Origin of the sequence: Caballeronia sp. BR00000012568055 (genome assembly GCF_029439455.1) — a bacterium.
Lineage (GTDB): Bacteria > Pseudomonadota > Gammaproteobacteria > Burkholderiales > Burkholderiaceae > Caballeronia.
This window is the reverse complement of the sequence record NZ_JAQFVG010000242.1, coordinates 64,582-87,775: the sequence shown is the minus strand read 5'-3', so window position 1 is coordinate 87,775 and position 23,194 is coordinate 64,582. Positions and strand designations below refer to the sequence as shown.

At 59.9% G+C, this 23,194-nt stretch carries 19 protein-coding genes and 3 pseudogenes; 7 read left to right on the top strand and 15 right to left on the bottom strand.

All coding sequences use genetic code 11. The features are described 5' to 3' along the window. The 8 genes from P7F28_RS11715 to P7F28_RS11680 all read right to left on the bottom strand — a co-directional run. On the bottom strand, positions 1-275 hold a 275-nt coding region (locus P7F28_RS11715; RefSeq protein ID WP_277184646.1), incomplete at its 3' end, for a glycine betaine ABC transporter substrate-binding protein. Positions 276-357: 82 nt separating this feature from the next. Then, the gene (locus tag P7F28_RS11710) at positions 358-1,350 is read right to left on the bottom strand and encodes a GlxA family transcriptional regulator (RefSeq protein ID WP_277184645.1); all 993 of its coding nucleotides are present in this window, start codon (positions 1,348-1,350) and stop codon (positions 358-360) included. A gap of 9 nt (positions 1,351-1,359) precedes the next feature. Further along, positions 1,360-2,262: a choline ABC transporter permease subunit gene (gene choW, locus P7F28_RS11705; protein WP_277184644.1), complete on the bottom strand. Its 903-nt coding sequence runs from the start codon at positions 2,260-2,262 to the stop codon at positions 1,360-1,362. Continuing rightward, the gene (locus tag P7F28_RS11700; RefSeq protein WP_277184643.1) at positions 2,255-3,415 is read right to left on the bottom strand and encodes a glycine betaine/L-proline ABC transporter ATP-binding protein; all 1,161 of its coding nucleotides are present in this window, start codon (positions 3,413-3,415) and stop codon (positions 2,255-2,257) included. The genes choW and P7F28_RS11700 overlap by 8 nt, the downstream gene beginning before the upstream one ends. A gap of 308 nt (positions 3,416-3,723) precedes the next feature. Continuing rightward, complete coding sequence (locus P7F28_RS11695) at positions 3,724-4,341, bottom strand: flavin reductase family protein (protein WP_277184642.1); 618 nt, start codon at positions 4,339-4,341, stop codon at positions 3,724-3,726. A 189-nt stretch (positions 4,342-4,530) separates the two neighbouring features. Then, positions 4,531-4,683 (bottom strand): hypothetical protein, encoded by a 153-nt coding sequence (locus P7F28_RS11690; RefSeq protein WP_277184641.1) that lies wholly within the window; start codon positions 4,681-4,683, stop codon positions 4,531-4,533. A gap of 256 nt (positions 4,684-4,939) precedes the next feature. Then, entirely contained in the window at positions 4,940-5,863 is a 924-nt protein-coding gene (locus tag P7F28_RS11685) for a hypothetical protein (protein ID WP_277184640.1), read from the bottom strand. A 161-nt stretch (positions 5,864-6,024) separates the two neighbouring features. Next, entirely contained in the window at positions 6,025-6,708 is a 684-nt protein-coding gene (locus P7F28_RS11680) for an MgtC/SapB family protein (RefSeq protein ID WP_277184639.1), read from the bottom strand. Positions 6,709-6,853: 145 nt separating this feature from the next. Between P7F28_RS11680 and P7F28_RS11675 the strand changes: the two genes are divergently transcribed. Next, on the top strand, positions 6,854-7,933 hold the full coding sequence (locus P7F28_RS11675) for an AGE family epimerase/isomerase (protein ID WP_277184653.1): 1,080 nt from the start codon (positions 6,854-6,856) through the stop codon (positions 7,931-7,933). Here the strand turns inward: P7F28_RS11675 and P7F28_RS11670 are convergent. Next, positions 7,930-9,471 carry a methyl-accepting chemotaxis protein gene (locus P7F28_RS11670; RefSeq protein ID WP_277184652.1) on the bottom strand — a complete coding sequence of 514 codons (1,542 nt, stop codon included), beginning with the start codon at positions 9,469-9,471 and terminating at the stop codon, positions 7,930-7,932. The two genes, P7F28_RS11675 and P7F28_RS11670, sit on opposite strands and share 4 nt — an antisense overlap. Positions 9,472-9,714: 243 nt before the next feature. On the opposite strand from P7F28_RS11670, the gene P7F28_RS11665 reads away from it, so the two are divergent. Continuing rightward, positions 9,715-10,152, top strand: a complete 438-nt coding sequence (locus P7F28_RS11665) for a PaaI family thioesterase (protein ID WP_277184638.1) — start codon at positions 9,715-9,717, stop codon at positions 10,150-10,152. Positions 10,153-10,227: 75 nt separating this feature from the next. On the opposite strand, the gene P7F28_RS11660 is transcribed toward P7F28_RS11665, so the two are convergent. From P7F28_RS11660 to P7F28_RS11645, 4 genes and pseudogenes are all read right to left on the bottom strand, one after another. Further along, positions 10,228-11,076, bottom strand: a complete 849-nt coding sequence (locus P7F28_RS11660; protein WP_277184637.1) for an ureidoglycolate lyase — start codon at positions 11,074-11,076, stop codon at positions 10,228-10,230. A 44-nt stretch (positions 11,077-11,120) separates the two neighbouring features. After that, positions 11,121-11,864: pseudogene (locus P7F28_RS11655) on the bottom strand (SDR family oxidoreductase). Positions 11,865-11,952: 88 nt separating this feature from the next. After that, the gene (locus tag P7F28_RS11650; protein WP_277184651.1) at positions 11,953-12,780 is read right to left on the bottom strand and encodes an amidohydrolase; all 828 of its coding nucleotides are present in this window, start codon (positions 12,778-12,780) and stop codon (positions 11,953-11,955) included. A gap of 11 nt (positions 12,781-12,791) precedes the next feature. Further along, positions 12,792-13,850, bottom strand: coding sequence for an aldo/keto reductase (locus P7F28_RS11645; RefSeq protein WP_277184636.1), 1,059 nt, complete (start codon positions 13,848-13,850; stop codon positions 12,792-12,794). 203 nt (positions 13,851-14,053) lie between these two features. On the opposite strand from P7F28_RS11645, the gene P7F28_RS11640 reads away from it, so the two are divergent. Further along, positions 14,054-14,599 (top strand): hypothetical protein, encoded by a 546-nt coding sequence (locus tag P7F28_RS11640; RefSeq protein ID WP_277184635.1) that lies wholly within the window; start codon positions 14,054-14,056, stop codon positions 14,597-14,599. Between the two features lie 32 nt (positions 14,600-14,631). Here P7F28_RS11640 and P7F28_RS11635 read toward each other — a convergent pair whose 3' ends face one another. Continuing rightward, entirely contained in the window at positions 14,632-17,010 is a 2,379-nt protein-coding gene (locus P7F28_RS11635) for a GNAT family N-acetyltransferase (protein WP_277184634.1), read from the bottom strand. Positions 17,011-17,218: 208 nt separating this feature from the next. On the opposite strand from P7F28_RS11635, the gene parA reads away from it, so the two are divergent. The 3 genes and pseudogenes from parA to P7F28_RS11625 all read left to right on the top strand — a co-directional run. Next, the gene (parA, locus tag P7F28_RS11630; protein WP_277184633.1) at positions 17,219-17,881 is read left to right on the top strand and encodes a ParA family partition ATPase; all 663 of its coding nucleotides are present in this window, start codon (positions 17,219-17,221) and stop codon (positions 17,879-17,881) included. A gap of 24 nt (positions 17,882-17,905) precedes the next feature. Beyond that, positions 17,906-18,011, top strand: a pseudogene (locus tag P7F28_RS33975) (chromosome partitioning protein ParB); the annotation flags it as partial. Between the two features lie 80 nt (positions 18,012-18,091). Next, positions 18,092-18,970, top strand: a pseudogene (locus tag P7F28_RS11625) (ParB/RepB/Spo0J family partition protein); the annotation flags it as partial. Between the two features lie 51 nt (positions 18,971-19,021). Here the strand turns inward: P7F28_RS11625 and P7F28_RS11620 are convergent. After that, entirely contained in the window at positions 19,022-20,389 is a 1,368-nt protein-coding gene (locus P7F28_RS11620) for a replication initiation protein (RefSeq protein ID WP_277184631.1), read from the bottom strand. Between the two features lie 1,606 nt (positions 20,390-21,995). On the opposite strand from P7F28_RS11620, the gene P7F28_RS11615 reads away from it, so the two are divergent. Continuing rightward, complete coding sequence (locus P7F28_RS11615; protein ID WP_277184630.1) at positions 21,996-23,186, top strand: DNA-binding protein; 1,191 nt, start codon at positions 21,996-21,998, stop codon at positions 23,184-23,186. Positions 23,187-23,194: the final 8 nt, after the last annotated feature.

Sequence of the window (23,194 nt, the reverse complement as noted above, 5' to 3'; positions counted from 1 at the left end):
GGATCGATTATCGGGTCCATCGTCGGTGACCAATAGCCGAGGAACACATCGATCTGTTTGCTCTTCACGCCTGCGAACGTAATCGGCACGGAAGCAATCGTCTTCGTCGGGTTGTAGCCGAGTCCTTGCAATACCGTCGATGCCAAACCCGTCGTCGCCGCGATATCCGTCCAGCCGACATCCGCGAATCGCACGTTTTTGCAAGCGGCAGGTTCGGCGGCATTCACCGCATACGCGCACGACAGTAACGCAACTGCAAGACCAAGTCGTTTCATAGTGAGTTCTCCGAGTATTTTTTCGAGCGCGCAACAAACCGCACGCATGCGATGCGCGTGAATGAATCGAGCAATAGAAACGTTAAGCCGACAAACGCCGCTCCACACTCGGCGCATGTCCAAACTGCGCGCGATACGCCTTGCTGAAATGACAAGGCGAATGGAATCCGCACACGCTGGTCACGCGCGCAATCGATGCATCGGTATTGCGCAGCAATTCGCGCGCACGTCGCAATCGCAGCGTGAGGTAGTAATGCGTCGGCGACACGCTTAAGAACATCTTGAACATGCGCTGCAAATGCCGTTGCGACAAATGCACCAGCCGCGCGAGTTCTTCGAGCGACAAAGGCTCTTCGATATTCGCTTCCATCAACCGCACGACTTCCACGAGTTCCGCTCGCGAAAAGCCGACGCGCGCATCGACGGGAATATGTTGGTAGTCCGTAGAACCGCGAATCCGTTCGACGATGAATTGCTCCGACACCTGCGCCGCATGCGCCTGTCCGAGCCGCATGCCGACGAGATTGAGCATCAGATCGAGCGGCGCGGTGCCGCCCGTGCAAGTCACGCGATCACGATCGATCACGAACAGCTCATCGGCGAATCGCACGTGCGGATAGCGCTTGTTCACCGGCGACATGTCTTCCCAGTGCAGCGTGCAGCGATAACCATCGAGCAGTTTCGCGGCCAACAGCGCATACGGACCAGTGCAGATGCCGCCCAGCGGAATGCCCGCTTCGTGCGCGCGCTGCAAGAGGCCGATCACTTTTTCATCGACATAATCGGCCACGTGCCAGCCCGCGCACACGATCAGCACGTCCGGCATGCCCGCTTCGTCGAGCGTCACCGTCGGTTTCACGGTGATGCCGTTGCTCGCGCGCGCCGGTTCGCCGTCGGGCGTGATGATCGACCATCGATAGTGCTGCTCGCGGCCCACGTAGTTGGCCATGCGCAGCACTTCGACGGCGCTGGTGAACGCGATCATCGAAAAGTTCGGCAGCGTGAGAAAACCAAAGTGCGCGAGATTGGACAACGGTGAATCCGTAACCGCTGGGACGATCGCGTCGCGCTTCATTCAGGCCTCTTAACTTTGTTGCGTCGCCGGTGCGCGGCGCACCTTGAAGACGCTCTTCAGACCAGAGAACAGCGGGGCGCGCGCCGTGCCAGGCGAACGTCCGAAGCTTTCCGTGATGCGGTCGAGAATGATCGCCAGCAACACCACGGACAAGCCGCTTTCAAAGCCCAGGCCGATATCCAGACGCTGAATCGAGGCGAGCACGTCGTTGCCCAGACCGCCGGCGCCGACCATCGACGCGATAATCACCATCGACAAGGCCATCATGATCGTCTGGTTCACGCCGGTCATGATCGACGGCAGCGCGTTCGGAATCTGCACCTTGAACAGCAGTTGCATCGGCGTGCAGCCAAACGCCTGACCCGCTTCCACGATCTCACGATTCACCTGCCGAATACCGAGCGCAGTCAGACGCACGGCGGGCGGCATCGCGAAAATAACGGTGGCGAGAATCCCCGGCACGCGGCCCAAACCGAACAGCATCGCGGCCGGAATCAGGTACACGAACGCGGGCATGGTCTGCATCAGATCGAGCACGGGGCGCACGGCCATTTCCACATACTTGCTTTTCGATACCCAGATACCGAGCGGAATCCCGAGCAGCAAACTGATGATGGTCGAAGACAGCGTCAGGCCCAGCGTAATGACCATCTGATCCCAGAAGTTCGTCGCGTAGATCAGCAGGAGCGCGGCGAGCACGAAGGTGGCGAATCGCCAGCCCACACGCCACAAGCCGATGCCGACGAAGATCGCCATCAACAGCCACATCGGAATGGCTTGCAGGCCATGTTCGACGGCTGCCGCGAACGTTTCGATCACCTTGCCGATGGAATCGAAGGTCTTGGCGTCGTGATCGAGAAGATAGTGGACGCCGTGGTCCACCCAACTACCGAGCGGGATGATTTCAGACATGGGAACCTCGATGATGGGTAAGGATCTTCAGCACGTTTGCCTTGTTGATCGATCCGCAGTACGAACCATCTGCTTCGATCACGGGCAGCGGCGCGGGACTGTCAACCACGCGATTCACGACTTCATCGAGCGTCATGCTGCGTTCGATGCAATCGATATGCTGGACATTGGCGTTATCGCGGCCAACGAAGCCGCGGATACGGCGCTGCGCATCGAGCACGAAGGCGTAGTCGGCGCTGCCGTTGAGCGTCTGCGCCACGCTCGATGCGTCGATTTGCGGCGAGTTCATCAGCGGCACGGCATCGGTTTGCATCAGATCGCCCGCCGTCAGATAACGGCTCGTGTCGATCCCTTCGAAGAACGCTTCGACGTAGTCATCGGCGGGATTGGTGATGATTTCCTGCGGCGTGCCGACCTGCACCACGCGCCCGCCTTCCATGATCGCGATGCGCGTGCCGATGCGCATGGCTTCTTCCAGATCGTGCGACACGAAGAGAATGGTGCGCTGCTGTTCGCGTTGCAGATCGAGCAGCACGTTCTGCATTTCCTTGCGCTTGAGCGGATCGAGCGCGGAGAACGCTTCGTCCATGATCATCAGCGAAGGATTCACGGCGAGCGCGCGGGCCAGACCGACGCGCTGCTGCATCCCGCCCGAAAGCTGCGCGGGCAGCTTCTGCGCGAACGGCGCGAGGCCGACTTGTTCGAGCACGGTCATGGCGCGCGCTTCGCGCTCCTTCTTGCCGACGCCCGCGACCTCGAGGCCGAATGCGGCGTTGGAAAGAACCGTGCGTTGCGGCATCAGCGCGAACGACTGGAACACCATGCTCATGTCCTTGCGGCGCAAGTCCGTGAGTTCGGAACGTTTGACGGCGGCGACATCGCGGCCATCGATCAGCACCTTGCCGGCGGTCGGTTCGACCAGACGGTTGATCAGGCGGATCAGCGTGGATTTGCCCGAACCGGACAAACCCATCAGCACGAAAATCTCGCCTTCTTTGACGTCGAAAGAGACGTTGTGGACACCGACAATCTGCCCGGTACGCTTGAAGACTTCTTCCTTCGTCGCGCCACCGGCCAGCATGTCGATTGCCTGCTTGGGGTTATTGCCAAAAACCTTACACAATCCTTCGACTACGACCCTGGGGGAATTCATCGCATTCTCCATAGCGTGGTCAACGCAGGTCCGCGCTGTTGTGCATACATAGTTGCCAGAAAAAAGTCCGCCAAGCCGACTATTTGCGACAGACACATGTGGAAATACGACAAGCTATTTTGACGACGGTCATAGCATCACGCGGAAAGCCTTGACTGGCAAGGCTTCGCGGACGGGAAGAGAACGAGTGTTTGTGTTTTTCCGCATGTCGCGTGAGGACAAGCGGGATGCGTTTTTGGGGCTATCTAAGGGTATATCCCGTGCGCCATTTTTCAGCCTTTTTGTCGGGCATTCAGGCAATCAGGCTGTCAGGCTGTCGGACGGATCATCTGGAACATTTCGCCGATCTCGGCGTAATCGGCGCGATAACCGGCGCGCATGATCGGGCAGGCGGCGGCGGTATCGAAAAGACCGTCTTTCAGGAACTCGTTGCGAATATGGACGCCGACGACCTGGCCAAGCGCCAGCCAGTTGTCCATAGGCTCGCCGGCGAGGTTGTTCAGACGAATGATCTGAAGCAGCTTGCATTCGAGCGCGGCAGGCGATTCCGCCACATGCGGCACATCGACATTGCGGCCTGGCGCTTTGGTGAGACCGGAAAGCTCGAATTCATCGACTTCCAGCGCGACGGGCGCGGACGTGCGATTCATCTGCTCGGCGAGCGGGCGCGTGGACATGTTCCAGACGAACTCGCGCGTCGCCTCGATATTGACGATGCTGTCCTTGCGGCCTTCGCTGCAAAAACCGATGACGTAGGGAAAAGTCGCGAACGCGCCGAAGAAACTGTAGGGCGCGAGATTAATGCGGCCATCGGCGGCGCGGCTCGAAATCCAGCCGATTACGCGTGGCGCAACGATCGCCTTGAACGGGTCGTGTTTGAGACCGTGACCTTCGGCGGGATCGTAGAAGTGAATATCGGCGGACATGTGCGGTGCCTTTCCTCAAACGGAAAGCATACCGCGATGCTTCGAATGCCGACGGAGCGAGTCCGCGTGACGTATGCTCTGAAAAACTAGAAAAACTACAGAAACGGGTGAATCTGGCGGGCGGGCCGTGCGGCGAATGCCGTCGTGCGTTGCTTAGATAGTGTTTCCCGCGCCGCCGTTAGCTGCGCATTACAGACGGATGCCGAAAGCGGTGCCACGTGCCTTGCGTTGACGCTCCCATTCACGGAAACGTGCTTGATACGAGTACTCGTTGTCCATCGGCAGGTGCGGCGATTCGAACAGCGAAGCAAATTTTTGCAGCAGTGCGAAGAGGTAGCTCATGTCAGACTCCGGTTGGTTTCAAAGGGTTTTCCCTTAGCAACGATTATAGGGTTAACCCCCTTCGCATTACTAGTGCAATGCAACATTTCTTGTGGAGTTTTCCGGTAGTTTTTCTACATTCTTACCGATCTGAATCGACAGGAATGCGGGGACAGGACGCAGAGGCTTGTTGCGCGGACATGCTGGAAGTCGGCGCGCGATGACACCGCACATCGCCGGGCGGCGAAGTGTCGCAGGAATGTGACAGGCGGGAGAGTCAGTGCGCCGCGTGTCGGGCGCGGTGATGCGTGTGGTGCGGGCGATTCGCAGGCGCGGCGGCGCTGACCGGTTCGATCGGCGAGGCATCGGGGACGGCGGCTGATGCGCGCGCGATGCCGACGTTCGCCGAATCCGTATCGAAGAGAGAAGCGAGCGTGGCCTGCTGTTCGAGCATCAACTGGCCGACGCGGTTTTGCTGCAAGGCGTTATCGTGCCGCATGCGCAGCAGCACCGCCGTTTGCGCGATATTGGCCGCGACCGCCAGCAGCATGGCGCAGACGATGAAGCTGAGCATCGTCTTCAGGTGGCGCGCGTGGGCAGTGGTCACCGCGCGCTGTTCGACGAGGACGGCGCGCAGGGCGTCGATGGTATCGGCGAAAGCGGTGGCGCGGACGCGGTCGAGATCGGGCGCGGCTTCGGGCTGGTGGTGGCGCAAGAGCGTGGTGCCGTCGCGATCTTGCGCGATGAGCGTCGCGGCGAGCGTGGCGGGCGCGCGGTCCGCTTCTTCGTTGGCATCGGACGGCGGGGCGAGCATCGCGGAGGCTTTCGGTTCGTCCGGCGCGGCGACTTCATCGAACGATGCCTGCGCAGGCTCGGGCTGCGCTGTATCGGCCTGAACGATGCGCTTCGGCGCGGAAGACGTGGAAGGCGCAGATGGCGCAACCCGCGCCTGAACCGCGGCGAGAAACACATCGGGCAATTCGAAGCCTTCGAACGTGCCCTGGCGAATATCCGTGTTCTGCGCCTGAAGGTTGGCGCGCTCGGCGTCTTCGGCAAACAAATCGAGCGTTTCGCCCGCGCGCTGCGATTCGCTCAATTGCGCGAGCCGCTGAGCGGAACGCGCGGCGCGGGCGATTTTCTTCTCGGCATCGGCAAGATCATTGCCTGCGGTTTCCCCGCGACGACTCGATTTCGTGAGCAAAGCTGAATCTCTTTTTACTGCGGAATCTGACATAGGTTCGAAAGGCGGCGGCCGGGACAGCAGGCGCACGGCGCATACGGTCCGGCGATGTTTTCGAGAGGCGGCATTGTCGCACGGCGGCGGGCGCGCGCCGGTATCGGCCGGTACAAATTTCGCCTGATTCAGGCGGCATCGTCTTCCCGAAACTCGCGCACGACGTCGAGCTGGCGCAAGCGCTCGCAAATCGCCCGATATTCCGTCGATGATGCGCGCGACAGTTCGACCATCACCTCATCCAGTTCCGGCGAATCCTCGCTCTGCTGCACGACGAATTGCTTCACGCGCACGCTGCCCGGCCCGAGCGCTTCGTGCAGCGCATGAAAACTGAGCGAGCCGCGATCGACCAGCATCCTTAATTGACGACGCTGCCTGACGCTGATGAAGCGCCGTTCCAGCGGCTTGAGCCCCGCCAGAATCAAAAGGATGATGGCCGTGGCCGCGATCGATGCCGTGTACAGCCCGCCGCCGACCGCCAGTCCGATCGCCGCGACCGACCACAGGCTCGCCGCCGTCGTCAGCCCGCGCACGATCTCGCCGCGCAGCAGAATCGAACCCGCGCCGAGAAAGCCGATGCCCGACACCACCTGCGCCGCGATCCGCGACGGATCGAGCACGACATGCTCAGAATTGAGCACATCGGCGAAACCGTAGGCGGACACGATCATGATCAGCGCCGAGCCGACGCACACCAGCATATGCGTGCGCAAACCCGCCGCCCACGACAAGCGCTCGCGCTCGAAGCCGATCACGCTGCCCAACGCAGCGGCCAGCACGAGCCGCGAAATAAGTTCGACGTTCCCCAGCATGTTTGTTCACCTCCTTTTTCATTCGTTACCGGTTCTGCCGGTGCGCGCAAAGCCGCGTTTGCTATGCTTTCTGAGTTATGCGCGGATCTCGTGCACCTCATAGAACCATCAAGCAGAACTTGCCTTTATGCAGCAAAAAGAAACGATGCAATCGACGAACCCGGACTCAGGCGCGGCGCTCCGCGCGCATTACGCGAATATCGTGCTGCCGGTCTGGCGCGGGCCGGGCTTCAACGCGGCGCTCGGTTTGCCGTACGAAGCCGTCGCGCCGGACAATCACGCGCCCTTGCCGCCGAAGCGTTATCGGGCGATGGCCTGCGCGCGGCAGTTGTTCGTTTTCGCCGATTCGGGCGATCTGGCGCATGCGGCGGTGTTGTTTGCATCGCTCAGGCATTACTTTCGGGACACGAAAAACGGCGGTTGGTTCTATAGCGTCGATGCAAACGGCGCGCCGCTCGAGCGCCAGAAGGATCTTTATACGCATGCGTTTATCGTGTTCGCGTGTGCGCATTACGCCCGCGTGAGCCGCGATGCCGACGCCTTCGCCTTGCTCGATGAAACCGCGCGCTTCATCGAAACACGCTTTTCGCACGATGGCGCGTTGCTGAACGCCGTGCTCGCGGAAGACCTGAGCGCGCCGCTCGAAGGTCCGCTGCAAAATCCGCTGATGCATCTCGCCGAAGCCTGGCTCGCCGCCCGCGACGCCACCGGCGATACCGCGTTCGACAAGCGTTTAGGCGCGCTTGCGCAAGCGGTCGCGGACACGTTCGTGCATCAGCCGACCGGTTCCATCGCCGAATTGCCGATGGGCGTGGCGGGGAATCGGCTGGAGCCGGGGCATCAGTTCGAGTGGTATTTTCTGGCGCTGGGAAGTGGCCACGCGGCGTTCGAATCGGCGGGACTCAATGCGGGACTGGCGCGCGCGTTCGACTTCGCGCGCGAACACGGCGTGGATCGGGAAACCGGCGGCGTGTGCGCCGCGCTCGATGAAACCGGCCGCGTGATCGACGCCACGCAGCGCATCTGGGCGCAAACCGAATATCTGCGCGCGCTGGCCACGCGCGGCGACGCGCACGGCGAGCAAATCAAACACTACGCCGCGCGCTTTCTGCACGCGCGCGGGTGGATCGAAGCGCGTTCGGGCGCGGGCGATATCGTGCGCGCCGAAATGCCGTCCACGACGCCGTATCACCTCGCTACGGCGTACGCATCGCTCAAAGACTAAGCGATCTGAAACACCGAAACCGCCGCCTTCAACTGCCGCGTCTGATCGTGCAACGATGACGCGGCGGCTGCGGCCTGCTCGACCAGCGCCGCGTTCTGCTGCGTCATCTCGTCCATCTGCGTGACGGCCTGATTCACCTGTTCGATGCCCACGCTCTGCTCCATCGACGACGCGCTGATTTCCGCCATCATCTGCGTGACGCGTGAAATCGATGCGGACACTTCGCGCATCGCGGTTCCGGCGCGCTCGACGAGCACCGAACCGTCGCTGACCTGCGCAACCGACTCGCCGATCAGTTCCTTGATTTCCTTCGCCGATTGCGCCGAGCGCTGCGCCAGCCCGCGCACTTCGCCCGCCACGACCGCAAAACCACGCCCTTGCTCGCCCGCGCGCGCCGCTTCGACGGCCGCGTTCAGCGCAAGAATATTGGTCTGGAACGCGATGCCATCGATCACCGAAATGATTTCGGCGATCTTGTCCGAGCTCTGCGCGATCACGCGCATCTTTTCGACGACTTCATCGACCACGCCCGAACCGCGCGAGGTGACGTTCAGCGCTTCGCCCGCCAGCGTATTCGCGGCGCGCGCGTGCTCGGCGTTCTGGCGCACGGTCGCCGTCAGCTCTTCCATGCTCGATGCCGTCTCTTCCAGCGATGCCGCCTGATTCTCCGTCCGTGCCGACAAATCCGCGTTGCCGCTGGCGATTTCATCCGCGCCGTAGTTGATCGAATCCGACGTTTCGCGCACGGTCTTCACGGTGCTGGCGACGCTCGCCTGCATCATCGCGAGACCCGCAAACAGACGGCCGATTTCATTGCTGCCACGCTCAGCGATCCGCTCATCCAGCCGCCCCTGCGCGATACGCTCGAAGTGACGCCCCGCTTCTTCCAACGGCGCGATCACGCCACGGCGCAACGCGACATGCACCAGCACGACGCCCGCAATCAGCGCCGCGCCAATCGCGATACCCACGGCGCGGAACCACGCGTAGCGCGTATCGATCGAGGACAGATAGGCGCGACCGGCTTCATCGCCGAACTTGACGAAGTTCTGCTGCTCGGCGAGATAGCGGTCCTGAAAACCTTGCGTCGGTTGATCGAGGAAGGCCTGAATGTTGCCGGCGTCGAGATACTGGACCAGTTCGGACAGCGCCCGCGCATATTCGGCGTATTTCGCCTGCAACGCCGATGTGCGCGCGATGTTTTCATCGCCGGTCTTGGGCGCGCTGACAAACGAATTGAACGATTTCTCCGCCGCCGCGATCTGCTCGCGCGCGTGCTGGACGATTTCCGTCGGCTCGGTGCCGCCGCGCACCATGCGCGTGCCGGCGCGCGAAAGGTTGATACGCGCATCCATCAGATGCTGCGTAGTCTCGTTGACTGCGTTGACCTGTTTCAGCGCGATGTCGGAGAGCTTATCGACATCGTCATGAGTTTGAGAGAGTGACCAGAAGCCCAAACCTTCGGTCACCAGTTGGAACACGCAAAACACCACCAATACCGCGAGCAAACCCGTCGAAACCTTGATCTTTCCGAACATCACTGACACCCGCACTTTCCGTAGTTGAGCCGCCTTCATTTGTTTTCGGGGCGGCGATAGTGCGGGTTTACGGCAATGCGTGCCGGAAGTTGAGTTACAACGGCGCGTTCGATTCGCGCAGAACCAATATCGGCGCGCCCGAAACGCACCATTGCACATTTTTTGCTGACTTTCCTTGCGGACCGGACGAAGCCTTCCTATTGTCTTTGCAGGACGGCACCGAACCCACCAAGGAGTGTCCGAATGGCCGAAATAGTCGATATCGCGCGCGGTGCGCTGAATGCGCAACCGTTCAGCGCTTTGCTCGGAACCAAGCTGATGCAGGTCGATTCAGCGAGTCTTACGCTGTGTCTGCCGATCAGGGACGAGCTGAGGCAACAACACGGCTTCGTGCACGGCGGGGTGGTGAGTTATCTCGTGGACAATGCGCTCACCTTCGCGGGCGCGCTGCGGCTCGGGCCGAAGGTGGTCACGGGCGAGTACAAGATCAACTATCTGCGTCCTGCGGTTTCCGGCACGTTGATGGCGCGGGCGCGCGTGGTGCACTCCGGCATGACGCAGGCGACCTGCCAGTGCGATGTCTTCGTCACCGATGGCGGCGCGGAAAGGCTCGTCGCGGTCGCGCAGGGCACGATCAATCGCATCAGCGAAAGCGCCGTCGAACCGGCTTTGCACGCTTAAACTTCTCCCTTCAAAACCGCTCGTCCTACGAAAAACGCCTCGCTTTTCAGCGAGGCGTTTTTTATGTCGTTACGCTTATTGTGCCGCGACGGTCTTCTGCGTCTGCTCGCCAAGACCCTGGATGCCGAGCTTCATCGTCTGACCTGCCTTCAGATACACCGCGTTCGGCTTCACGCCCATGCCGACGCCCGGCGGCGTGCCGGTGGAAATGACATCGCCCGGTTGCAGGCTCATCACCTTCGACAGATACGCGACCAGTTGCGCGACCGTGAAGACCATCGTCTTCGTGTTGCCGTTCTGATAGCGCTTGCCATCGACTTCGAGCCACAGGTCGAGCTTTTGCGGATCCGCGACTTCGTCCTTCGTCACCATCCACGGACCAATCGGGCCGAAGGTGTCGAAGCCCTTGCCCTTGTCCCACTGCGTGCCGTGTTCGAGCTGCCACTCGCGCTCGGAGACATCGTTGATGACGCAGTAACCGGCGACGTAATCGAGCGCGTTGGCTTCATCGACATACTTGGCTTCCTTGCCGATCACCACGCCCAGTTCCACTTCCCAGTCGGTCTTGACAGAGTTGCGCGGAATTTCGACGTCGTCGTTCGGACCGCAGATCGCGCTGGTCCACTTGTTGAAAATGACCGGCTCGGTCGGCACCGGCAGGTTCGACTCGGCAGCGTGATCCGCATAGTTCAGGCCGATACACACGAACTTGCCGATACGCCCCACACACGGCCCGATGCGCGGCGTGCCATCGACTTCCGGCAGCGTGGCCGGATCGAGTGCGCGCAGTTTGGCCAGGCCGGCGTCGGTGAGCGTCGCGCCAGCGATATCGTCCACGACCTTCGACAGATCGCGAATCTTGCCCGCGGCATCCAGCAGACCCGGTTTTTCCTGACCCTTGGGGCCGTAACGAAGCAGCTTCATCTGGTGTGTTCCTCTCAGTTGCGCAAGGTTGAAAGAGCAGCCGGTCAGTTGGACCAGCCGCCATCGATGATATGAATCTGTCCGGTCGTAAACGACGATTCGTTCGAGCCGAGGTACAGCGCGAGATTGGCGATTTCCTCCGCGCGGCCCACGCGTCCCATGGGCTGGCGCGCGACGAACGCCGCCTGAATCTGATCGACGCTCGCGCCCTGCGCCTGCGCCTACTCCGCGATCCGCTCCTTCAGCGACGGCGACTCCACCGTGCCCGGACAAATCGCGTTGCAGCGGATGCCGCGCGTAACAAAATCTGCTGCAACCGCCTTGGTCAACCCGATCACCGCCGCCTTCGACGCGCCATACACAAAGCGATTCGGCACGCCCTTCACGCTCGACGCCGCCGACGACATATTGATGATCGAGCCGCCGCCCTGCTCAAGCATCTTCGGCAGAAACGCGCGAATGGTCCGATACATCGCCTTGGCGTTCAGATCGAACGCGAAGTCCCAGTCTTCCTCGCTGGCTTCGAGAATCGAGCCGGCGTGCACGAAGCCCGCGCAGTTGAACAACACGTCGATGGAACCGATTTCTTGCGCGAGCGCATTGATTGCCTGCGTGTCGCGCACATCGAGCGTGCGCGCTTCGAACGGCTTGTCCTTCAGCGAGTCGATACGGATATCCGTCGCGATCACGCGCGCGCCTTCCGCCGCGAACAACTCTGCCGTCGCCAGGCCGATGCCCTGTCCTGCCGCGGTGATCAATGCCGTCTTGCCTGCCAGTCTTTGTACCATCCATCACTCCGTTGGAAGTTGTTTTTGAGGCATGCTCGGTATATCGCGGGCGATTTTGATTTGCTGTTTTGATTTGCTTTTAGACAGCTTATAAACGGTAGAACGCACGGGCGTTCGCGCCGAAAATCGCTTCCTGTTCGGTTTTTTCGAGATGTGCGGTGAGTCTCTTGGCGGTCGCGTGCCAGTCAGTGTAACTGCCGTTCAGATTGAGCACCGGCCAGTCGCTGCCCCACATCAATCGTTGCGATCCGAATTGTTCGATGAGATGCGTAACGTAGGGTTTCAGGATTTCATCGCTTGGATTGGGCGCGGCTTCGGTGACGAGGCCGGAGATTTTGCAGTGGATATTTTGCGAAAGCTCCGCGAGTTGCGCGATGCCATCGGCCCACGGCTTCCAAACGCCATCGCGGATCGCCGGTTTGCCGCCATGATCGATGACGATCCTCAGCTTCGGATAACGCTTCGCGAACTTGATCAGCGATGGCACGTGGCGCGCGAAGATGAGCGCATCGAGAGCGAGATCGAGGTCGATCAGGCGTTCGATCGCTTGCTCGCGCGGCGCGTGTTCGATCCACGTGTCGTCGGTCAGGTCCTGAAGCATCGGACGCACGCCTTTGAACTTCGGCTCGTGCACGAATTCATCGATGATCGCGGGCGCGTCGGGCGAATCGAGCGGCACCCAGCCGACGACACCCGCGATCGAATCTTCGCTGCGGGCGAGATCGAGCAGATAACGCGTTTCATCGACCGTCGGCGCGGCTTGAACGACGACAGTGCGTCTCACGTCGGTCACTTGCCGCAAGGGCGCGAGATCCTCGGGATCGAACACGCGATACAGCGTCTTCAACTCGGGCTTCAGCCAACCGTAGTCGCCGCGCGCCGGATCCCAGTAATGCTGATGGGCGTCGATGCTCATCTTCGCTTTGATCATTGCGGCACCGGCGCATCGGCGTGGAGCAGACCTTCATCGCGCAAGCTAGTCCACAGCGCGGGTGGAATCGGCGTGGCAAATGAGGCTGCGTTCTGGCGCACTTCGTCCGGCGTTCGCGCGCCCATCAGCACCGTGGCCACGACTTTATGCGCATAAGGAAACTGGATGGCCGCCGCCGACAACGCGACCCCGTATTCGCGACATACGCGTTCTAACTTTTCTACGCGTTCGATGATTTCTTTGGGCGCATCGCCGTAATTGAATTTGAGGTCGCCGTGCGCGCTTGTGTCGAGACCTCGCGCGAGGATGCCGGAGTTGAACGCGCCGCCGAGCAAGATGCTTACGTCGCGCTTTTCGCATTCGGGCAGGAGATCGTCGAGCGTGGTTTGTTCTAGCAAGGTGTATCGGCCGGCAAGCAACGCACAGTCGATGTCGTACTCGGCCATCATTTCCATGACGACCGCGCCTTCGTTCACGCCCAGCCCGACCGCTTTTACGCCGCGCGATTGCTTGAGTTCGTCGAGCGCGCGAAAGCCGCCTTCGTCGATCAGTTGCCGCCAATAATGCACGTGCTTGTCGCCGTGCGTGAGTCGGCCAATATCGTGAATCAGCACGATATCGATATCGACGATACCGAGCCGCTGCTGACTATCTTCGAAAGAACGGATGATGCCGTCGTAGGTGTAGTCGTAAATTGCCTGAAAGGGCAAAGGCGCGGCCCAACCTTCCGAGCCATCGTACGGCGTCGTGCGCGGAACGAAGCGGCGACCGACTTTCGTCGACAACGCAAATTCGTTGCGCGGATAGCGACGCAGCGCATCGCCCAAACGATGTTCCGCTTTCGTGTGGCCGTAGTGCGGCGCGGTATCGAAAAAGCGCAGGCCGGATTGCCACGCGGCATCGATGGTCGCGCGCGCTTCGTCTTCCGTCAGTTCGTGATACAGCCCGCCGAGCGGCGCGGTGCCAAGCGACAAGGCCGTTACGTCAAGCGACGTGCGTCCGATCTTGCGTCGGCGCGCGGCTGTCGCGGTATTGCTCGATGTGTCTCCGGTCATGTGCAACCCTCAGTCGATACGCTTATGGTGAAACGCTCTGCACGGTGCGAGACGAAACAGTAACGCTTCGTGCGCGGATGGGCAAACGCGCGCGCTGCCGTTCAACTGCTGGGGCGGGATGAACACGCGTTAGAATGGCGGCCCTCTCAAAATGGCTGGCCTGGCGTTCACGCCTCGCCGCCCTCTTCATCCGACGTTTCTTGATGGCCAAATTACTTTCCGATACCGAATTCCTGCGTTTTTCCGACCTTCAGCAAAAGCAGGCGAACTTTACGATTACATCCGAAGAAGCCGACGAGTTGCGCGAGATCGTCGCCCGTGCACAAAAGAAGCGTGACGATCGAGCGAGCGCCATGCAGGCAATCGAGGCCTACATCGCTCAATTCGATATCAGCCCGGACGAACTGTTTTCGGCCGAGCAGATCGGCGACGCCGCACGCACTTTTGGGCTGATTCCGGCCGCCAAGAAGGAGCGTGTTTTGCCGCCTCAGTTGATTCATAACGGGAAGCCGTATCAATGGACATCGCGCGCATTGCCCGATGAAATTCGCTTGCCGCTGTTCGAAGCGTTCAAGGCGGGGCAATCGGTGAAGCCGTTTATCGCCACGCCGAAGGATGCGAGCCGCTGCGCGTTGACCATCGCCCGACTCGAAAAGGAAACGGGAAGTTCGTATGCCGAAGTATTGCTCGATGAGCTTTCGGTTTCGCGCGCGTTGGTGGATGAGGCTTTGGGTCGGCTGGGGGCGTAACCTGACTTTATGCGCATAAAGTGTCCGGTGGATCACAAGCGCATGCGAAAGCCGACGACGCCGGGGTCGTCGGTCTTCGTCAATTCGAAACCGGACCGGCGCGCCAGCGCGATCATTCCTGTGTTCTCGCGCAACGCCTCACCGATCAGCCAACGCGTTCCTCGCTTCTTTTCATAGTCGATAATTCGCGTCAGCAACAGGGACCCGAAACCGAGTCCTTTCATATCCGATCGCGCAGCAACCGCGAATTCAGCGGTTTCGTTGTCCGGGTCGGCGATAGCGCGGGCAACGCCGAGAGTCTCGCCCGTGCCATCCTCCAGGTTTCGCGTGATGATCAACGCCATCTCCCGGTCGTAATCGATCTGCGTCATCCGGGCCAGTTGCGAATGGTCGAAGCTGCGCACAGCGCCGAAGAATCGCAATCGCAAATCTTCGGCCGTGTTTGCCGCGACGAATGCACGATGCGCGTTCTCGTCTTCAGGACGAATCGGCCGCACCGTGATCTGCATGCCACGCCAATCGAGCGTCTCTTCCATGCAGCGAGGATACGGCACGATCGCCAGCGGCTTCCGATGCGCGCCGAGCGTGAGCTGCGGCTCATAGACGACAACCGAATTTCGCGTCACGCGCAACGTCATCCGCAACGCGACAATTTCTTCGATATAGCAGACCAACTGCGAAAGCGCGGTCAGTCTATTGAGCAATAATTCTGTGGGCAATTCACGGGAACGCGGCGAACGCATCACAAGGTCGCGCGCGAGTACCGGGTTCAGCGGCGGCAAAGCGAAGTCGTGCAGGGCATCGGGCAGACCAAGCGCGCCCTCGGCTTTGAATTCGAATGCCGGACCAAAAACGCGATGGTTCAACAAACGTAACTGAATTTCGACTGCATCATTTGCCAGCACATCGGGCGGTCCTGGCTTGACCGCCATATCGAAGCGTTGGAGTATGCGCGCCGCGCGCTCGCCGTTTAATTCGCCGATGCCATTTTCGAGCGCGGCGCGAACTTCCGATTGAGTTGCGTCGATACCTTCGGGTATATCGGCTGGCAGCCCGTCGGGCGTTTGCATCAGTAACTCGCGTCCCTTGCGGAAATCGACCAAACGCGCAAAAGCGCGCGCGAGCCGCTGCGGCGTCGTGTGGACCGGAATGCCGTGCGCATGAAGCTCGTCGCGCGTGGCGGAATCGACGCAACCGAAGAAGCACGCCAGCAAGCCGCGATACGCATGGCGTCGCGCGTCGGTCAAGGTACGGGCAACTTGAGCGACGGGTGCGCTGTGCGTCGGCGCATGCACGATAAACGCGGTGCCCGTTTCCCGATGCGACGCGAGCGCTTCCAAGGCTTTGCCGAAATCGACGGGTGAGGCGTCATCGCCGAGCAATAGCGGATTGCCTGCTTCGGCTCGGGGTAATGCGGCGGTCACTGCATCGCGCGCGGCGTTGGGCCAGGTCGCCAGGTCATCGCCAGCGGCACCGAACGCGTCTTTCGCCAACGCCGCGACGCCACGATCGCTGGTGATGACCGTGGCAACATCGCTCGCCGCGACGCGCCCGATTCCCAGTGTCTCGATCTCGTCGAGCAAATCGTCGATCGAATCGACACGCACGAGCCCCGCGCGACGAAAGGCAGCGGCGTACAGCCGATCGAAGGGATCATCGCGTCCGGTTCGAAGGACGAGCACGGGCTTGTTACGCGCTGCGGCACGGGCAGCCGACATGAACTTGCGCGCGGCCTGAATCGTTTCGATCGCCAGCAGAATCGCGCGGGTCGAGGCATCGCTTGCGAGGAAATCGAGGATATCGCCTGAATCGACGTCGGCTTCATCGCCCAGTGCGACGATGCGTGAGAAACCGAGTCCACGTGCGCGCGCCCATCCGAGCACGCCGTTGGTCAGTGCATTCGAGCTTGATACCCAGGCGACTCCGCCGGATTTGATATCGCAAGCGGGCGCGCCCAGACAGGCGCCAATCGCTGGCGTCACGATACCCAAGCTGGCTGGGCCAATGATCCGCAATAGATGAGGACGCGCCGCCGCGAGCGCACGGCTTGTCCATGCGTCCACTTGTGCCGGATTACGATCGGTAGCAGCGTCGCAGCGTCGCGCATCACCGATGATGACTACCGCCTTCGTGCCCTTCCGACCGAGCTTTTCGATCAACCTCGGCCACGTCTCCGGACGCGTACACAGAATGGCGACGGTGGGCGCGTCCGGCAAGCTGTCGATATCGGCGAAGAGGGCGTGGTCGCCCAGCATGCCGCGCTTCGGATTCACCGCCCACACCGGTCCGGTGAAACCAGCCGTCGAGGCACGCACCCAGACCATCTCGCCGATACTCCCCGCGCGCGACGAAGCGCCTACAACGGCGATCGACTTGGGGGAGAAAAGCAGGTCGAGATTGCGGACTGTCATGGCGGCTCCGGCGCGGCGACGGTTGGATCAGCGGCTAGGATAGGCGATTTTTTTGCAAGCACGCGGGTGGTTGGGGGCCTTTATGCGCATAAAGCCTATGCCCTATGGCATCGGCCAAACGGCCAAAAACCCAGTAATTTCGTAATTTCACTGGAAAAACTTCTACTGCAATGTAGAATTTCAGCAGCTTTTAATTTCGGAGTAAAACGTGGCGGCGGAAATCATAGCGATCACGCAGCAGAAGGGCGGGGTAGGCAAAAGCACGATTGCGATGCATCTCGGCGCAGCCTTCCATGAAAAGAAGAAGCGCGTCCTGGTCGTCGATGCAGACGGACAGAACACGCTCATTCACTGGTCAAGCGCAGCGTCGGACGAAGAAAGTGGCATTCCGTTTCCCGTCGTCAACCTATCGGAGGCTGGCGGGCAGATTCACCGAGAGATCAAGAAGTTCATCAACGATTACGACATCATCGTCGTCGATTGCCCGCCGTCCATCACGGAGAAGGTATCGGGCGTGGTCTTGCTCGCCGCCAGTGTTGCGGTGATTCCGACGTCTTCTTCGCCAGCCGATTATTGGTCGAGCGTCGGACTGGTCAAACTCGTTCAACAGGCTCAAGTCATGAATGAAGACCTACGTGCCGTCTTTCTTCTCAACAAGACGGAAGAGAAGCGCATGCTCACCCGCGAACTCAAATCGGCGCTCGAGGAACTTGGTTTCCCACTGCTCAGAACTCAAATCCCCACCCGCGAGTGCTACAAGCAAGCCATGGCGCTCGGGCAAACCGTCCTCCAGATGTCAGACCGCGGTTCTCGCCTGGCTGCAGCAGAAATCCGCGCCTGTGCCGATGAAATCCTCGGCATGCTCCCCTGACTTTATGCGCATAAAGGACCCTGAATGAAACCGTCCCAATTTGCAAAGGGCTTCAAGGCTCGCCCCGATACCACCAGCAGCGAGAAGCGAACCGCCCTCGATCGGCTGAACGCGATTGACGGTATCGTCGATATTCAGCATGTCGGGCAGGTCGCGGCGAACGGCCGTTCCAGCGCGTTTATCGCTGAAGAACAGGACGAAGTCACGGGTGCTTCGGAGTCGGAGGCCTATCGTGCGTGGCGCCGGTCGAATCGCTATACGGCGGGACAGGTTATCGACTTGCCGCTGAAAGCGATCAAGCCTAGCCCGTTCAATCCGCGTCACTTTTATCTCAAGACATCGATTGCCGAGTTGGCGGTCAATCTGGCCAAGCAAGGACAGCAGCAGGCGATCCACGTCATCCCCGACTACGAGAACGCCGGGACGTTCTTCGTCAGCGACGGCGGACGTCGCGTGCGCGCGCTGAAAGAAGCGAATAAAGAGACGGTGAAGGCGATCGTCGTCGATTTGCCGATCGGCATCGAAAGCTACAAGCTCGGGTACGACCTCAACGTTCAGCGTGATTCGCAAACGGTGTTCGACAACGCGGTGGTGTGGAAGCGCTTCCTCGACGAACGGCATTTTCAGAGCCAACGAGAATTAGCGGATCACCTCGGGCTTGATGAATCCACCATTGCGGTTGCCATGTCCATCGCGAAGCTGCCTGAGAATGTGATGCACGAGATGGTCGCGCGGCCCGATCGATTTGGTTCGAACATGGCCTATCAGATCACGCGATATCACACTGCGCGCGGCAGTGATGCCACGCTTCGTCTCATCAATAAAATTACGTCCGACGATTTGAGCACGCGCCAAGTGGCCGATATCGTCAAGGGACGCGCGAGCGTTCAGGAATCGCCGAAACCGCCGGGCCGTCAGCGCTATGCCCAGCGGATGGAAATCAAACTGGATGGCGTCGCGGTCGGTGATCTGAAGTCTTACGGTGAGGATCGGCTCGAATTGCGTCTGCGCGGATTGTCGCGCGAGAAGCGCGATGAACTGCTGCATCAGATCGAAACGATGCTGGCGCAATCAGTCGCGGAGAAGTGATTAAGCGAATCAAGCGAAGCGTGCGCGCGTTTCTTGATCGAACGCGCGCCGCTAGCCGACGCGAGATTGATTCAGCGTGAAGGCCAGCAAGTCTCCGTCGGTCGGCTCGCCCCAAGTCTTGCGCGCGAGCCAGTCGAAGAACGAAGTCTCCGCCAGTTTGGAATCCAGCCCACGCTTGCGCCAGTCGTCGCGCATATGCGTTCCGAGTTCCGGCAAAACGTCCGATTCGAACGTCTGACGCGCCAGGTCCCGTTCTTCCTCACCTTGTTCATCGTAAAGCGCTCGCGCTTCCTTACGCCGATAAGCGGAAAACTCGCTGAGCAGGCGGGCTTTCAAATCGTCCGCAGCATTCGCGGCAGCCACCGTGCCGCGCGATGCGGGGCCGCTGACCGGCGTCGACGCAAGCACCTGGATGGGTGGCGCGTAACCCTTCTTCAACGCATCTTTGAACAGGGCTGCGGCACTGCGCACCGGCGGCAACGACGTGCTTCGCATACGCTGTTCGGTCATTTGCAATGCGGCGCGAATGCGATTTTCCTCGCTGTCCGCATAGAGCGTTTGCGCTTCCTTCAGCGGGATCCCGATCTTCACCATACGATCGACAAGCGTGCTGTCGAATACATTCGGATGCTCGTCGAGCGCCAGCATCGGCTGCTTTTGCTCGGTGACGCGGAACTGGATCTCCGCCACGCGCCGCCCCTCGCGATGCTCGACCAACTCGACGAAAATATTGGTCACCGCGTTGACTTCGGCAATAGCGGGCCGAAGATAGTCGCGCTTGAAGTATTTGTATTCTCGCTTGGCCTCGTCGCCAGCCTCGGTATCGGGCGTGCCGGACAAAATCGGCCGCCACCATTCCCATGTTTCCCGCATCGTCAGGTGGCTGGGATTCGTCAGATATCGAACGCAGATCTCGTACAGCGCCAATCCCGCGCTGCTGCGCAGCTGGCTTTGGAACTGCAGGCTCAGACGCGCGTATTGAACCGGATCGAGCAGTTTCTTTTTGATCTTCGGAGCGAACGAAAACTCTACCCAAACGCGCCGCGTATTGGGATCTTCGAGAATTTCGGCGTCGGCGATCAGGGTCGAAATACCCCATTTGCGGCCCGGCTTCTGACTCGATGTGCCGGTGCTCCACTCGACCTGCACCGACACCATCCGGCGCAAATGCTCCTTGACCAACGCGGTATCGTTCGAATCGAAGGCTGAATTGGCCACGATATCGGACAGCAGCGCGCGATACGTATCGCCCGATTCATCCGCCTGCTGCGCAACAGCCAACAGAACGTTGAAAAGTTTGCGAGTCAGCAGCGTGATTTTCCCGCTCTTCGGCTGAATCGCAATGGCCTCCACGGCCTTGCGCAATTCCGCCGAGCTTGGGCTGACTACATCGGTTTTTTTGGCGCGCTTGGTGACCATGCGTACAGTGCGATCAGGAATGCGTGCAGCATACCGACCGGGGTGAAGCACGTCTACCGGTAAACCTTCACCTCCATCGGTGAACCGTCTTGATAAGCGCGAACTCACTGCGGTGCGCTCCCGTAAACTCTCACCACTCACCGATGCGGTCTGTCCGGCACATCCCGAAGCCGCGCGGGTAAACGAATTTCAGGCCATTAAGCACTGCGCGAGACGTTGTTCTGAAGGTCCCGAAAAGTCTCACCTGAAAAAATTTTTCGCGTTTGCGCTGGTGCAGTGGTGCCGATCGCACAAGTTTTCCGCAGCACTTTACTTTCGATCAGCGATCTCCCGGCCTAGTTCATGCCGTAGTCGTCGTAGTGCTCCTGAAAAACCTCACCTCAAAATTCTTTAAAGCGGCTAACGCCGCTATCAGCGTCCGGTCCGGGTGAAATCCACGCAACAGACAGCCCCCGAAAAGCCTCACCTTTCGTCGGCTGATCACCCAAGACCTGATGAAAACTCCCATATTAAGCATGTGTCTTATCGCATTCTTATGCTTGCCCGCTATTGGCATCCCGCAAACGCTCACCTCTCGCGGAGTCAGGCCCGTTTGCGCTGAAAGGCTCTGCTCCCGAAAATACTCACCATTACTCGACGACCACCACGCCAGAGGGATACAAGTATGTGATTTTAATAAGGTTTTTCATTGCGCTTGTGTCGGGACCTGCGCGCGCCTGAATATAGCTCCCGAAAACGCTCACCTATCTATACAGACGCAAAATCTGCGATGGATGGTGGCGCAAGGGCCTATGCGCTCCCGAAAACCCTCACCTTAATTGCACCGAATGGTACGCCTGAGCGACGAAGTCAGCGAGAACACGTAAATTCAGTCCCGAAAAAGCTCACCTTTCGCGGTAAGAGAGTCGAAAATGACGGCGTTGTCCCGTAAAATCTCACCGCTTACCTTGTCTGGCTCCCGCAAACGCTCACTTTCCGGTAAAAACGCCCTGTTGCACAGCGATTTTCGCGCGATTCTCAAACTCCCGATAACTCTCACCTTTCGCGTGATGCGCGGTGATTGATCCATCCCCCCAGTCGCGGCAAGCAGGCGATTCCTCACCCGAATCGCCTCACCCTCGTAAACTCGCTCGTTCCTGAATCCGCTCACGATCTATCCCGATGGTCCTCACGCTCGACCCTGAACCCCGTCACCGATCCTTCCCGCAAAGCTTCACCATATATCCCGCAGATGCTCACCTATCCTTCCTGAAACCCTTATCCAGTAAGGCTTTGCGGTGGCGTTAACAGTATTAATAAGGTTTCAAAGGTGTTTACTTTTATGTCTCTCAAGAAGATCTTTTTGAGTCTCTTGGCAAACCATATTCACCCCCTCCCGTGAAACAACGACAAATCTTCGTAAATTCCTAATATTTGCATTAGAATCATGAGGTTAAGCTGTGAATCTAAAGGTGTTTCACGGTAGACATCTTCTATGAGCCTTCAAATGCGGTTTTGCACATAACAGCACGCAACATTGCCGACGTAAACGAACATCACATCGAAAACGTATTGCATGACACGTAAAGCGTTATGATCGTTATCTCGATTACTAGGTAGCACTGTTATGGACGCACAATTCCGCGACGCCCTCCGCCAGGAAATCGATGAAATGCGCGCATCGGGCGCGCGTCGGCAGGACCTCTCGCAGCATGCTTGCAAGCGCTTGTTCTTCGATCTCGGCGTCCGTCCCTCGGTCACGCTGGTACGCGAATTCACGCAAACCGGAAGTGCAAGCGATATCCCGCGTGATATCGAAGCGTTTTGGACAAACTTGCGATCAACGCTCCGAGTACGGATCGATGCCGGCGCGTTGCCCGAGTCGCTGCAAACCCGCGCCAGCGAGCTGCTCGCCACGCTGTTCGCGGAAGCGCATCAGCACGCGCGCACCGAGCTGGATGCAGAACGCAAGCGGCTCGATGCCATGACAGAAGCGGCGCAGACCGAAGCGCGTGATGCCGGCATTCGTTGCGAAACCATCGAATTGGCAAGACAACGGGCGGAAGCGCGGGCGGAGGCAAGCGTGGCGCGCACGGCGTCGCTCGAGGCGCAATTGAAAGCGCAGGAATATCACGATAGCGACGCACACGCTGCTTTGCGCGATGTCGTCACGAGGCTCGAAGCGGAAAACGCCGCGTTGAATGAGCGCCTGCAGCGTGAGCAGGCCGACGCAAGCCGCCTACGCGACCGGATCGATTCGCTACAGGACGATCTGCGCCACAACACCGAGCATTACGCCCAGCAAATCAAGGACGCCGTGAAGGATGCCGAGCGGCGTGTCAAACCCATGCTCGTCGAACTCGATTCGTTGCGCGGGATGGCATCGACTTACCAGGCTGGCGCGCGCGAAGCGGGACAGAAAGAATTCGATTTTATTCAACAACTTAGTGCTGCACGCGGTCGCGCTGACCGGCTTGAATCGCAAGTCCGCACACAGTCCGACGAAATCGACGCCCTCGTGCGCGAACGCGATGCACATCGCGTGCGGGCGAGCGTCAGCGCCGAAATTGGCGGATTGCTGGCGATGCTGGCGGCGGATGGACGTCTGAGCACGGAGGAAATCGGCGCGCTCGGCACGCAGATCGATGCCTATGTCACCGCGCCGGGCGCCTGTCCCGCGTGCGAGTCCGGTGAGCCCGAACTCCAGCGCCACAAAGACGAGTTCGAGCTTTTGTGCCCGAATTGCGAGCGCACCTCGGGCGCGGTGTCGTCGAAGCTCGCCGCCGTCCAGAACTTCCTCGCTGTCAGCAGCACGTGAGCCGACGC

Coding starts and splice junctions, on each gene's coding strand:
- P7F28_RS11710 (WP_277184645.1), bottom strand. CDS start 1,350: ATGAAGCGCGACGCGATCGTCCCAGCGGTTACGGATTCACCGTTGTCC.
- choW (WP_277184644.1), bottom strand. CDS start 2,262: ATGTCTGAAATCATCCCGCTCGGTAGTTGGGTGGACCACGGCGTCCAC.
- P7F28_RS11700 (WP_277184643.1), bottom strand. CDS start 3,415: ATGAATTCCCCCAGGGTCGTAGTCGAAGGATTGTGTAAGGTTTTTGGC.
- P7F28_RS11695 (WP_277184642.1), bottom strand. CDS start 4,341: ATGTCCGCCGATATTCACTTCTACGATCCCGCCGAAGGTCACGGTCTC.
- P7F28_RS11690 (WP_277184641.1), bottom strand. CDS start 4,683: ATGAGCTACCTCTTCGCACTGCTGCAAAAATTTGCTTCGCTGTTCGAA.
- P7F28_RS11680 (WP_277184639.1), bottom strand. CDS start 6,708: ATGCTGGGGAACGTCGAACTTATTTCGCGGCTCGTGCTGGCCGCTGCG.
- P7F28_RS11675 (WP_277184653.1), top strand. CDS start 6,854: ATGCAATCGACGAACCCGGACTCAGGCGCGGCGCTCCGCGCGCATTAC.
- P7F28_RS11670 (WP_277184652.1), bottom strand. CDS start 9,471: ATGTTCGGAAAGATCAAGGTTTCGACGGGTTTGCTCGCGGTATTGGTG.
- P7F28_RS11665 (WP_277184638.1), top strand. CDS start 9,715: ATGGCCGAAATAGTCGATATCGCGCGCGGTGCGCTGAATGCGCAACCG.
- P7F28_RS11660 (WP_277184637.1), bottom strand. CDS start 11,076: ATGAAGCTGCTTCGTTACGGCCCCAAGGGTCAGGAAAAACCGGGTCTG.
- P7F28_RS11650 (WP_277184651.1), bottom strand. CDS start 12,780: ATGAGCATCGACGCCCATCAGCATTACTGGGATCCGGCGCGCGGCGAC.
- P7F28_RS11645 (WP_277184636.1), bottom strand. CDS start 13,850: ATGACCGGAGACACATCGAGCAATACCGCGACAGCCGCGCGCCGACGC.
- P7F28_RS11640 (WP_277184635.1), top strand. CDS start 14,054: ATGGCCAAATTACTTTCCGATACCGAATTCCTGCGTTTTTCCGACCTT.
- P7F28_RS11635 (WP_277184634.1), bottom strand. CDS start 17,010: ATGACAGTCCGCAATCTCGACCTGCTTTTCTCCCCCAAGTCGATCGCC.
- P7F28_RS11620 (WP_277184631.1), bottom strand. CDS start 20,389: ATGGTCACCAAGCGCGCCAAAAAAACCGATGTAGTCAGCCCAAGCTCG.
- P7F28_RS11615 (WP_277184630.1), top strand. CDS start 21,996: ATGGACGCACAATTCCGCGACGCCCTCCGCCAGGAAATCGATGAAATG.